The 12,438-nt window shown below is 48.3% G+C and carries 11 protein-coding genes; 2 read left to right on the top strand and 9 right to left on the bottom strand.

What is annotated here, in order from left to right:
• Nucleotides 1-96: 96 nt before the first annotated feature.
• From yihA to tig, 5 genes are all read right to left on the bottom strand, one after another.
• Nucleotides 97-735: a ribosome biogenesis GTP-binding protein YihA/YsxC gene (gene yihA, locus OEL90_RS01995; RefSeq protein ID WP_291401833.1), complete on the bottom strand. Its 639-nt coding sequence runs from the start codon at nucleotides 733-735 to the stop codon at nucleotides 97-99.
• A complete protein-coding gene (gene lon, locus OEL90_RS01990; protein ID WP_291401831.1) occupies nucleotides 732-3,062 on the bottom strand; it encodes an endopeptidase La in 2,331 nt (776 codons plus the stop codon). The genes yihA and lon overlap by 4 nt, the downstream gene beginning before the upstream one ends.
• Nucleotides 3,063-3,252: 190 nt before the next feature.
• Nucleotides 3,253-4,530 carry an ATP-dependent Clp protease ATP-binding subunit ClpX gene (clpX, locus tag OEL90_RS01985; RefSeq protein WP_291401828.1) on the bottom strand — a complete coding sequence of 426 codons (1,278 nt, stop codon included), beginning with the start codon at nucleotides 4,528-4,530 and terminating at the stop codon, nucleotides 3,253-3,255.
• Nucleotides 4,531-4,545: 15 nt separating this feature from the next.
• The gene (gene clpP / locus OEL90_RS01980) at nucleotides 4,546-5,130 is read right to left on the bottom strand and encodes an ATP-dependent Clp endopeptidase proteolytic subunit ClpP (RefSeq protein WP_291401826.1); all 585 of its coding nucleotides are present in this window, start codon (nucleotides 5,128-5,130) and stop codon (nucleotides 4,546-4,548) included.
• 13 nt (nucleotides 5,131-5,143) lie between these two features.
• Nucleotides 5,144-6,433 carry a trigger factor gene (gene tig, locus OEL90_RS01975; protein ID WP_300686931.1) on the bottom strand — a complete coding sequence of 430 codons (1,290 nt, stop codon included), beginning with the start codon at nucleotides 6,431-6,433 and terminating at the stop codon, nucleotides 5,144-5,146.
• Nucleotides 6,434-6,764: 331 nt separating this feature from the next.
• On the opposite strand from tig, the gene OEL90_RS01970 reads away from it, so the two are divergent.
• Nucleotides 6,765-8,870, top strand: coding sequence for an ATP-dependent helicase (locus OEL90_RS01970; protein ID WP_300686928.1), 2,106 nt, complete (start codon nucleotides 6,765-6,767; stop codon nucleotides 8,868-8,870).
• A gap of 148 nt (nucleotides 8,871-9,018) precedes the next feature.
• Here the strand turns inward: OEL90_RS01970 and OEL90_RS01965 are convergent, their stop codons facing one another.
• Nucleotides 9,019-9,651, bottom strand: a complete 633-nt coding sequence (locus OEL90_RS01965) for a regulatory protein RecX (protein ID WP_300686926.1) — start codon at nucleotides 9,649-9,651, stop codon at nucleotides 9,019-9,021.
• A 69-nt stretch (nucleotides 9,652-9,720) separates the two neighbouring features.
• Here OEL90_RS01965 and OEL90_RS01960 point away from each other — a divergent pair, with 69 nt between their 5' ends.
• The gene (locus OEL90_RS01960) at nucleotides 9,721-10,374 is read left to right on the top strand and encodes a TraX family protein (protein WP_291401820.1); all 654 of its coding nucleotides are present in this window, start codon (nucleotides 9,721-9,723) and stop codon (nucleotides 10,372-10,374) included.
• Between the two features lie 2 nt (nucleotides 10,375-10,376).
• On the opposite strand, the gene OEL90_RS01955 is transcribed toward OEL90_RS01960, so the two are convergent.
• From OEL90_RS01955 to amrS, 3 genes are all read right to left on the bottom strand, one after another.
• Complete coding sequence (locus tag OEL90_RS01955) at nucleotides 10,377-10,742, bottom strand: winged helix-turn-helix domain-containing protein (RefSeq protein WP_300686923.1); 366 nt, start codon at nucleotides 10,740-10,742, stop codon at nucleotides 10,377-10,379.
• Nucleotides 10,743-10,876: 134 nt separating this feature from the next.
• On the bottom strand, nucleotides 10,877-11,317 hold the full coding sequence (locus tag OEL90_RS01950) for a GNAT family N-acetyltransferase (protein ID WP_291401815.1): 441 nt from the start codon (nucleotides 11,315-11,317) through the stop codon (nucleotides 10,877-10,879).
• A 46-nt stretch (nucleotides 11,318-11,363) separates the two neighbouring features.
• Nucleotides 11,364-12,353, bottom strand: a complete 990-nt coding sequence (gene amrS, locus OEL90_RS01945) for an AmmeMemoRadiSam system radical SAM enzyme (protein WP_291401814.1) — start codon at nucleotides 12,351-12,353, stop codon at nucleotides 11,364-11,366.
• Nucleotides 12,354-12,438: the final 85 nt, after the last annotated feature.

Genomic DNA, 12,438 nt, shown 5'->3' with positions numbered 1-12,438 from the left:
ACTTTTTTTCATTTTAACACAACTAACGTGCTCTGCCTATTTACATTGACAAAGCCGCTTCAGGAATCTGTCCCCGAAGCGGCTTTTCATTAATTGCTATTTGTCTGACGGCTCCGGCTGCTGACGTTCGAATCGAACCTCGAAGCCTTTTTGCTCCAGTAACCCATTTATGAAATCCCATAGGTCATATTTGCCTTTTCGTGAGTCTGCTGAGGTCACGATCACGACATCATCCTCACTCATGCCCAGTTTATCTCTGAGTGCTTTTTTCCTGACTTGAAGCTGACTATTTTTAATCTTATCAGCTTTTGTAGCTATGACAACGCCCTTATAGCCAAAAGTTCGAATCCACTCGTACATCAAGCGGTCGTCTTCAGAGGGATCATGGCGTAAATCCACCAGGAGAAATACTTCCATTAGATTTGGCCGGTTGACCAGATAAGATTCAATGATTTTACCCCAGCCGCTCTTCTTATCCTTGGAAACTCTGGCATATCCATAGCCTGGCAAGTCGACCAGCCTCATCTTTCCATCCAGATCATAGAAATTTATGGTTTGAGTCTTTCCAGGTGTGGAAGAAGTCTTCGCCAGTCCCTTGCGGTTAATCATCATGTTGATGAGAGAGGATTTGCCTACGTTGGATCTTCCCGCCATTGCAATTTCAGGAAGTTCATCCTCAGGATACTGATCCCGCTTAACAGCGCTTATGATGAAACGAGAATTCTGGATTTTCACTTTGCAGCCTCCTTTACGAGTGCGTGCTCGAGAACTTCATCCATGGATTCAACAGGGATAAATTTCATTTTGCTTCGAATCGTGGACGGTATCTCTTCAATATCCTTGACATTCTCTTTAGGGAACAGGACTGTTTTTACCCCTGCGCGACTCGCCGCAAGGGATTTCTCCTTCAGGCCGCCAATTGGCAGTACCCGGCCGCGCAGCGTAATTTCTCCGGTCATGGCAAGGTCATGTCGAACAGGAATTCCTGTTATAGCTGACAGCACGGCGGTTGCCATAGTAATGCCCGCAGAAGGTCCGTCTTTAGGAATGGCGCCTTCAGGTATATGAATATGAATGTCCATTTTTTCATGGAAGTCATCCGCAATTTCGTATTTCTCAGAGATCGACCTGAGATAACTCAAACCTGCTCTTGCGGATTCCTTCATGACATCACCCATTTGTCCGGTGAGGACGAGGTTGCCCTTGCCTTTCATGATCGAAACCTCAATGGAGAGCGTGTCCCCTCCCACAGGTGTCCAGGCAAGACCTGTCGCAATGCCCACTTGATTCTCTTTTTGAATCTCATCATAGTGGTATTTCTTGACTCCCAGAGATTTGTCCAGATTGCTGCGGTTCACTTTGACTGTAATGACTTTGTCTTCGACAATTCTCGTTGCAACTTTGCGGCAGACCGTCGCGATCTGACGCTCGAGTTCGCGCACTCCGGATTCGCGGGTGTAATAACTGATGATGGCACTCAGCGTATCATCGCTCAAACTGAGGTTGTCCTCAGTCAGTCCGTGGGCTTTAAGCTGCTTTGGCACCAAATATCTTTTCGCGATATTCAATTTCTCGAATTCGGTGTAGCCGGATACCTCGATAATTTCCATCCTGTCCAGAAGCGGTCTAGGTATAGTCCCCAGCGAGTTCGCAGTGGTTATGAACATAACGCTGGACAAGTCAAAGGGCACTTCGAGATAGTGATCCGTAAAGTCTTTGTTCTGCTCAGGATCCAGTACCTCAAGAAGCGCTGAAGCCGGGTCGCCTCTGAAGTCCGAAGTTAGTTTGTCAATCTCGTCAAAAAGGAAAACTGGGTTCTTTGTGCCCGCCTCTTTGATGCCGTTGATAATTCTGCCCGGAATGGCGCCTATATAAGTCCTTCTGTGTCCCCTGATCTCCGCTTCGTCGCGAACGCCGCCCAGTGACATGCGGACAAACTTCCTGTTCAGAGACCTCGCAATAGATTTGGCAATAGAGGTTTTACCGACGCCCGGAGGGCCGACAAGACAAATAATTGGCCCCTTGAGACTTTTGGTAAGTTCACGGATGGCCAAATACTCCAGGACACGTTCTTTAACACTCTTCAGGCCATAATGGTCTTCATCCAGAATCGTACGTGCTTTTGATATGTCCAGAGTATCTTTGGTCTTTTTATTCCATGGCAAATCCAGGATCCAATTCACATAGCTACGGACTACGGTGCTTTCTGCAGATGCCGGCGACATTCTTGAAAGCCTCTCGATTTCTTTGGAGACTTTGTCCGCAATTTTTTTGTCCAGTTTTAGCTTGTCCAGTTTCTTGTAAAGCTCCTCAATTTCATCATCCGGATCAAAGTCTTCGCCAAGCTCTTCCCTGATTGCTTTCATTTGCTCACGAAGATAATATTCCTTTTGCATTTTGTTGATTTGCTTTCTGACTTTCTCGTTGATCTGTTTCTCAACTTCCATAATTTCAATTTCGCTGAGAAGAATGGCATAAATCGCTGTCAATCTCTTCTTTGGCTCAACCGCTTCCAGAATTTCCTGCTTTTGCTCCGTCTTGAGAACCATATTGGAGGCCAGGACATCAGCAAACCGGCCAGGCTCTTCTATAGTGGTCATGGAAAGCATCACTTCAGGTGAGACGCGGTTGCTGACAGCAATGTATTTTTCAAAAGCCGTCAGGCATGAGCGCATCAAAGCTTCTGTTTCTCTGTCACGGCTGATATCCTCTTCAATTTTAAGGATCCGCGCTTTGAAGTAAGGCTCCTCAAAAATAATGCCTTCAACCTTGCCCCGGCTGACGCCTTCCACCAAGACGCGAATAGCGTCTCCCGGGAGCTTCAGCATTTGTTTGATTTTGCATATGGTGCCAATCTCATAGAAATCTTCCGTTGAAGGCAGGTCGACATCAATGTCACGCTGCGTTGTCAGGAAAATCTTCTGATCATAAATCATGGCTTCTTCAAGCGCCTTGATTGACTTCTCTCGACCAACATCGAAATGAAGCACCATATAGGGAAATACCGATAATCCGCGCAGTGGAATCAACGGCATTGACATAATCTTGTCGTTTGTTTCCATGGTGTTCTCTCCTTTCCACCCATTTTAAGGGTTATTCAAATTATACCAAAGGAATTATCACTCATCAAGCAAGAGTGCTAACAAATCGAAAAAAGTTTTTTATACCGTTTGTGAAACGCAACTTTTGAGTTTCAGAAAAATAAAAGCGAGCCAATAGGATCCTCTGACTCGCTTAAATGTATAAATTTAATCAGGAGACGCTTTGTCTGTCTTGGGAGGGTTTCTTTTCTGAAGTCCCATCCTTCAGCAGCATAACCGGCATCTTCTTGTCGACAATGGATTCTCGCGTAATCCGAACTGAGACAATATCATCCCGGCTTGGAATTTCATACATGATATCCAGCATGGCGTTTTCAAGAATGCTTCTGAGCCCGCGGGCACCGGTTTTTCTTTCAATTGCCATGTGTGCCACTGCCTTCAGCGCTTCTTCATCAAAGCTTATTTCAACGTTGTCGAGTTCAAACAGTTTTTGGTATTGCTTGACCAAAGCATTTTTTGGCTCTTTCAATATTCTGAGAAGCGTTGCCTCATCCAGCTCATGCAGAGAGACTACTACAGGAACACGGCCAATAAATTCCGGAATCAGGCCGAATTTCAGCAAGTCCTCTGTTTCGAGCTTTTCCAAGAGCGCGCCAATTTCCTTATCTTCTTTACTTATGATCTGAGCCCCAAAGCCCAAGGTCTTTGTACCCGTACGGCGCTCGATGATCTTTTCGAGGCCGTCAAAAGCACCACCGCAAATGAAGAGGATATTGGTCGTGTCGATTTGGATGAATTCCTGGTGCGGATGCTTGCGCCCACCTTGCGGCGGAACATTGGCAACCGTTCCTTCGATAATTTTCAGCAGCGCCTGCTGAACGCCTTCACCAGAGACATCCCTTGTGATGGACGGATTGTCAGAGCGTCTGGAGATTTTATCAATCTCATCAATGTAGATGATGCCCTTTTGAGCGCGTTCAATGTCAAAATCTGCAGCTTGAATCAGCTTTAAAAGGATATTTTCAACATCTTCACCTACATAACCGGCCTCTGTCAAGGCTGTTGCGTCTGCCATGGCGAACGGCACATTGATAATTTTTGCCAGGGTCTGAGCCAGCAACGTCTTACCCGACCCGGTTGGCCCGAGCATCAGAATATTACTCTTCTGAAGCTCTACATCCGCCTTGCCGGTCACCCCGCGTCTGACACGCTTATAATGGTTGTACACAGCGACAGACAGTACCCGCTTAGCGCGTTCCTGGCCAATAACGTACTCATTCAGCGTCTTCGCAATGGCTTCCGGTTTTGGAAGATCCTCGAGTTCAAGGTCCTCGACGTCATCCATTTCATCCGAAATGATTTCATTGCAGAGCGTAATGCATTCGTCACAAATGTATACATTTGGTCCCGCGATCAGTCTTTTGACCTGGTCCTGCGTCTTACCGCAAAACGAACACTGCAGCTGAGTTTTATTTTCATATTTCGTCATGTCAAACCTCTTTCTTTACACCCTGGAGACCAGAATGCGATCAATCAGGCCATAGTTCACCGCTTCTTCCGAAGACATGAAATTATCCCTGTCCGTGTCGCGTTCAATAACCTCCAAAGGCTGCCCTGTCCTCTCAGACAAGATCTTGTTGATCTGCTCCCTGATTTTCAGTATGCGCTCAGCGTGGATCTTAATGTCCGAAGCCTGGCCGCGAAAGCCGCCGAGCGGCTGGTGAATCATGATTTCTGCGTTTGGCAGAGCAAAACGCTTGCTCTTGGCGCCAGATGCCAGTAAAAATGCGCCCATGCTGGCAGCCATACCGATACAGATCGTTGACACATCCGGCTTGATGTAGTTCATGGTGTCGAAAATGGCCATACCGGCTGTAATGCTGCCACCAGGACTGTTGATGTACAAGTGGATGTCCTTGTCCGGGTCATCCGCTTCCAAAAACAGCAGCTGAGCGACGACAAGGTTGGCTGTCAGATCCGTAATCTCCTCGCTGATGAAGACGATGCGATCTTTAAGGAGTCTTGAATAAATGTCATAGGACCGTTCACCGCGATTGGTTTGTTCGACGACGATAGGCACCAGGCTCATAAGCGCACCTCCGTTATTCTGCAAAGTTAGCTTGTTCGACGAGGAAATCCACCGTTTTCTTAGTCACGAGATTGTTCTTAAGATACTCGTAATTGTCAGATGCAAATACTTTCTTGACGTTTTCCACATCTGTACCCTGACGCTCAGCGATGCGGACAAATTCATTCTCAAGATCCACATCCGTCACTGAGATCGCTTCGCGCTTGGAAATTTCTTCAATTGCAAGGGTCGTTCTGACTCTTGCAAGGGCATCTGTGCGCATCTGCTCTTTGAGGTCTTCAAGCTTGCTGCCTGTAAACTTCATGTATCCGTCGAGATCCAGACCTTGATAGCGAAGCTGGCTGTCGAAATCCCGGATCATATAATCGATTTCATTTTCGACCATAGCGTCTGGAATATCCGCTTCAAGTTTCGCGACGACAGCATCGATGACACTGTCACGAAGCGCCATTTCATTTTGCTTCTCAGCCGTCTCAGTGAGTTTGGCTCTATAGTCTGCCCTCAATTCCTCAAGGGTGTCAAATTCTGAAACGTCTTTCGCGAGTTCATCATCCAGCGCAGGAAGCTCTTTCACACGAATGCCATGAACGTCTACTGCGAAAACAGCTTCTTTTCCTGCGAGGTCTTCTGAGTGATACGTTTCCGGGAAGGTAACTTTAACTTCTACGTGGTCGCCAAGGTTAGCGCCAATGAGCTGCTCCTCGAAGCCCGGAATAAATTGACCGGATCCAACAACGAGCTGCTGGCCCTGGGCAGTGCCGCCATCAAAGGCAATACCGTCAATAGTGCCGGCATAATCAATAGTCAGAGTATCTCCATCCTGAACAGGACGATCTTCAATAGAAACAAGACGTGCGTTCATCTCTCTGATCTTTTCGATCTCTTGGTCAACCTCTTCTTCTGAAACTACTGTCTCGATCTTCTTAACGTCGACACCCTTGTAATTGTCAATTGCGACTTCAGGTTTGACGATGACGACGGCCTCGATGACCAGGCCATTTTCTTTGCTTACTTCTTTGACATCAATGTCAGGCTGTGCAACCGGATCCAGCGCCAAGCCGTCAACCGCTTCACTATATGCGCCTGGAAGCAGGTCGTTAATTGCGTCTTCAAAGAAAACACCTTCGCCAAACTGCTTTTCGATGATGCTTCTTGGCACTTTCCCTTTTCTGAAACCTGGGATTGCATAACGCCCTTTAGTGCTGCTGTAAACATTTTGAATTGCTTTTTCGAATGCTTCCGCGGAAACTGTCATTTGTACCGTGACGTTATTTCCCTCTTTTTTGATCATTTCAAATGCCATTTGAATCCTCCTAAAAATGTGATGATTTGGCTTGTTCTACGAGCCATGATTGAAAAGCCAATGGACTTCTCCATTGGCGGGATCGTACGTCATCTTTAGCGTGTCATGTCTTGAATATCCTGCATCACGACGTCATAGTCACAGAATATCTTACCTCATTCCCTACTATAAGTAAACCATTTTTTACCCACATGCCGCAACCGCTTTTTAGGTTTTAAATAAAGGATTTTAAGAGAATCACTACATCTTTACCCTGTCTCCAATTAATTTCTCAATTTTATTTTTTTTGCCCAAATATGATACAATTATAAGATCTTACCGGAGGTGAAGCATGTCATTTTTTAAAGTACTTGAACAGGAACTCAATCTATTCTTTGGTAAAGATCAGCAGGATGCCATTTGCCATTTTGAAGGCCCTGCTTTAACCCTTGCAATACCCGGGAGCGGCAAAACAACACTGATGCTTGCCCGGGCTGTTTATTTATCTGAGCATCACGGCCTCGATCCAAGAAACCTGCTCAACCTGACCTTCAGCAAGGCTGCTGCCTCTGATATGGCAGAACGCTATGCAGCCCGTTTCCGTCCAAATTTCAGGCATCAGTTTGAATTTTCAACCATTCATAGCTTTGCCTTCAAAGTGCTGGGCCAGGTATGGAAAGAGCGCGGCATCCGCCCAAAAACCTTGCTGACTCACCAAAGAGAGCTTCTGTCCGCCGCGGCCAGTCAGGTTACCGGCTCGCGTCTGAATGACGATCAGTATGAAGCGCTGTCCAATCAAATCGGGTATGCGAGAAACATGATGTACGCCAGCGGCAAACTGGCTGCAAGCGGACTGGATTTTCCGGAGATCGACAGGATTTCAGATGCCTACGAGGCTTTGAAAGCCAAACACCACGTCATGGACTTCGACGACCTTTTGCTGGCTGCCCTGAAGCTGCTTCAGGAAGACAGCAGCATTCTGAACCGCCTCAAGAAACGCTATCCCTTTGTCCAAATTGACGAAGCCCAGGATACTTCAAAGGTTCAGCACGAGATTTTAAAAAGGCTGGTCTATCCCGCCAACAATCTTTTTATTGTCGCGGATGATGATCAGGCAATTTACGGCTTCAGAGGCGCCAGTCCCGAGCTGCTGATGAGCTTCGAATCGCAGTTCCCTGGCGGCCGCCTGTATCATCTCAGTAAAAATTACAGGTCAAGGCAGGAAATTATCAATGTATGTTCCAGAATAATCTGCCACAATCAAACGCGATATGACAAAACGCTGACTACCGACAGGGGCAGCGGCGGCAAGGTCACCCTAATGGAGTTTGAAACCTACAGCGACCGAAATAAATCCATATTGGATCAGCTGCAAAATCAAGCTGTCCCTGGCCATACCACGGGAATTTTGTACAGGAACCATCTGTCAGGACTCTCTGTTATGGATGCGCTGCTCGAGGCAGGCATTCCCTTTAAAATCGAGGCCGGAAGACGCAGCTTATCAGACCATTGGCTGGTTCGAGATATGGAGGCTTTTATCAAGCTGTCTGCGAACCCTGCTGATTTGGACGCCTTTTTGCGCATTGTCTACAAGACGGAACTGCGGATTAATAAAGAAGCCGTCGAGACGATCCGCCTCAACCACCGGGGCCGTGATGTGTTTGAGGTCAGCCTCGAAACCATCGGCAGAAAAGGGCACTCCAGCGAGCGAATACGGCGGGTCCAGCAAACTGTCCGCGGCTTAAAGCATATGGGCGCTGCCGACTTTCTCGAAACCATTGACGGCGAGCTGGGCTACTCCGGCTATCTGGAATTCGCTCAGAACTCACTGGGACAATCCGCGGACCGCATTCGTTCCATGTGGTTTTCACTGATCGCCATTGCGAGTCGCTTTGAACGGCCGGAGCCATTTTTTGAGAGACTCACCGCGCTGGACCAGTATCGTCCAAGGGGTGATGACGCCCTGGTAGCGCTGTCCACCCTACACGCCTCCAAAGGGCGTGAGTTTGATCACGTTGTCCTGGTAGACATCCTGAAAGGCATTTTTCCAGTCAAAGAGGAGTTTCGCACAGAGCCCGAACGACTGCTTCTCGAGGAGGAGCGGCGCCTGTTCTATGTCGGCGTCAGCCGTGCACGCGAGAGCGTCCGGATTATGCATTCGAGATTTGGCGGCGGCCGTCACCTCCGCTTGTCATTGTTCATCACGGAAATCATGGAAAGCCTTGAACGCCTGCGTCCAAATGCCTCAGGCTCTGCCCGGGATGCCGGTTCAACGCCGGCCGGGTGTCCCAGCGGTGCTGCTCACCATCTCAGATTCGGCTGGGGTGAGGTTCTCTCACAGAATGGCGATGCCATTGACATTCAGTTTAAGGACAAGGTTCGAACCTTGTCTTACAGATTATGTATAGAAAAAGGATTTTTGACGTTTCCGGAGAATCAGCCTGTTATACAAAATTAAGCAGAGCTGCGGCTTTTGCAACTCTGCTTATGTCGACTAGTAGTACGTTCCCTAAATAGGTTAACGATAAACAATGGATTATAAGCCTGAAAATTTCCCGCGTATTCAACTGAATTTTGTAAAGAAATATTGAGAACGCTGTTCTTGTTCAGTAGAGTTTGAGTTCAAGGGTGTCCGCAACTTTTCGGATGAGACCCTGACTGTACCCTTTTCTCTGAAGCAGCCCAATGACGCGCATGGCAACTTTTCCAGGGTCATCCCCACGATCGCTGGCGATCTTTTTTCGAGCCAGCGCCAGAGCAGCTTCAAGCTCCTCCGCCTCACGATCCTCAGCATCACGGCCGCCTAATGCGGCATCGATGACCGAACCGGAAACACCTCGACGCTGCAGATCACTTCGTATCCGTCTGCGCCCCATACGCCCGCGGTTCTGCTCATCATACTCTATGACCGCCTTTAAATCGTCCAGTTCGTAATCCTGCACCAACCTTGCCAGAATGCTGTTCGCCAAGTCGGTGTCCACCTCTTTTGAGGACAGATAGCGCTTCACCTCTGTGACAGTCCTCGTCCTGGAAAGGCAGTAACGCAGTGCCTTATGCCAGGCTTCCAGGGACAGCTGATCCTGCCTGAGTGATTCAAGAACGTCTTCTGTGAGTGTCATGCCAGTCTCAAGTTGGTATTTCAGGACCAGGTCCAGATGGCAGGTAAAACCTAAACTATTATCCAGCCATACCTCCACCATGGGCGTCATCTTTTTGAAAGAGAGCTTTGTGATCTGCATAAGTCAACCTCATTTCGAAATAAAACTTTATTGCCTGTTTGTCCAAGTCAAATTTGCGAGGTGCTCACATTGGAAGATGCCATAAAAAAACCAGTTTATGATGATACCCTTAAACTGGTTGCCATTCTCACCATGCTCATTGACCATATTGGTTATCTGCTATTCCCGGATCAAATTGTCTGGCGCATGATCGGACGTTTGTCCTTTCCCATTTTTGCCTTTTTGGTGGCCCGTGGCGCACGCCTTACCCGCAGTCAGCCTCGCTATCTCCTGAGGATGCTGCTCTACGGTTTGATCTCCCAAATTCCCTACAGTTACTTTGTACCAAGCGGTTTGAATATTTTTTTCACACTCGCCGCAGGTCTTGGCATCATCCTGTGCCTCTCGCACCGTCAGCCGTTCATCAAACTTTTGGCAATTCCAATCCTCGCGAGCACCTGGACCATTGATTATTCCTACGGGCTCTATGGTCTCCTTTTAATTCTCGCCTTTCACCTGTTTTACCAGAAACCTGTCCTCATGACCCTTGCACTTGCAGCGCTGTCCTGGTATTACTGGGAAACGACACGGGTTTCCATTCAAGTCCTTGCGCTGGGGGCGCTGCCGCTCATTTACGGATTGCCTTATACCGGACTGCGCCTGCCAAAGCACGTTGGCTATTTGTTCTATCCCGTCCATATCACAATATTGCTTTTAATTCGCCATTTTCTCTGGACAGCATAAACTCAATCCGGGTTTCTATTCCCCCTGCTTTCCAGCCAGTCTCCAAGGTGTTCGCTGTAGGCGTTCCCAATAAACTGCTCAACTTCTTCACAAAAAACTTCGTAGCGTTCAATCAGCTCAGCAGCATCTGCCGTCAAGGTTGCGCCTCCGCCCCTTGACCCTCCGACGCGCCTGACAACCAATTCCAGACCCAGGTGCTGTTCCAGCCGGCGAATCACATGCCACGCTTTGGAGTACGACATGCCCATCTGTCTGCTGGACGCACTGAGTGACCCTGTGGAGGCAATCCCTTTAAGCAGCGCAACCGGTCCGCTTCCCAGAACTTTTTCACCTTCGTCGCCCAACCATAGCCTATACTGGATCTTCATAGCCAACCACCCTTCATATCCTGTGAATAAACAGGACTGGCAACCTAGTTGTGCGCAGTCAGGATTTATCCTTTGTCTGACTTCGCGCCGGTTTGCCAGTCCTTTTTTATTATAAGCCAATATCTCAAAGTCTTTTAAAGATCAATCTGCATTTCGATCCAATCCTCAGTGGTTTCCGTCAATTGGAATCCAACGCGTTCCAATACTTTCTGCGCGTGGCGATCCCCCGGTTGAACCAGAGTGCGCAGAGCGCCGCCGGCATAATCATAATGCTCGACGAGAAAGTTGATACACTCTGTGATAAAGTTGCACCCCAGGCCCATCCCTGTAAATTCCGGCAATAGCGCACCGCTCATTTCAAGGATGTCGTCTTCGTCAAAGGCGACCTCTGCAAATCCGAGGATCTCATCTTCCTCGCTGATGGCGACAAAAATGTCCACATTGGGATCGCTGAGGAGCGAATCAATGTCCGTCTGGTTTTTCTCAGAATCGAAGCACGCATAATCATTGCCATGTTTGTAACTGATGATGACCTCCGCATCCTGTTCACGCATAGGTCTGAAAGTAATCTCCATTCGAACACGCTCCTTTCTTGTGAGATATATACCCCAAGTATACCATCTAATCCATCCGTATTGGATGAAGTGCGCCACATTTTGGACAATGCTGATCTTTTATGCTGACGCTGATCTCGTAGCCAAAGCGCTGAACGAGGATTTCACCGCAGTTAGTGCACCGGGTCCCGTGATCTCCCTCACTCAAATTGCCTATGTATACATAGCTTAAATGCTGGTTTGCCGTATCACGCGCCGAAAACAGGGCTTCTTTTTTCGTCTCAGGGTGGTTCATCAGATAATTGGGATAATACCTGCTGATGTGCAGCGGAGTCTCCGGTCTGATGTCTGCGACGCGTTTTGCGAAAGCTGAAAGTTTCACGGGATCGTCATTCTGGCCTTCAATCAGAAGCCAGGTCAGCTCTGTGTGGACCTCCTGCCTTTCAAGCAGGGCGTCCAGACTGCGGAGCACCGGCGCCAGCGTCGCCCTACAGACGGTTTCATAAAAACGGGGATCATTAGCCTTGACGTCCAGGTTGACTGCATCCGTCCAATCCAGCAGTGCTTCCCATGGCTTGGGATTCAGGTAACCATTGGTCACCAGTACGTTTTTAAATCCGGCAGCCCGGTTGAGCTTGAAGACTTCAAGCACATATTCAAAATTGACTGTGGGCTCATTGTAAGTCGCCGCAATGCCAATGCTCCTCGGCTCTTCGAGCGCTCGCGCCAGCAACTGCTCAGGCGACAGAGACACGGAAGGGGCAACAAACTGAGAAATTCTATAATTCTGGCAGTTGAGGCAGTGCAGGTTGCATCCAAATGACCCGAAGCTGACAATGTCACGACCCGGATGGAAATGATACAGCGGTTTTTTCTCTATGGGGTCCACTCCAAAAGAGGTAATCTGCCCATAAGACGCACTGGTCAGCGTACCGCCTTCATTTTTTCTGGCCAGACAATCGCCGCTGCAGCCCGGTTCAATAACACAGCCCCTCGGACATAATTGACACTGCACACTGGATGCCTCGCGCTTGACATAGAACAAAGCTTCCTTCATTCTCCCACCACCTAATGATCTCTAGACCGACCCTCAGCTCATCTGTCTGGAGAGGCCTATTTCCTCCAGAAGACGCGGTATGACT

This window comes from Acidaminobacter sp. (genome assembly GCF_030247605.1).
GTDB lineage: Bacteria > Bacillota > Clostridia > Peptostreptococcales > Acidaminobacteraceae > Acidaminobacter.
Note: the sequence above shows the minus strand (reverse complement) of the source record. Positions and strands in the feature narration are given on the sequence as shown.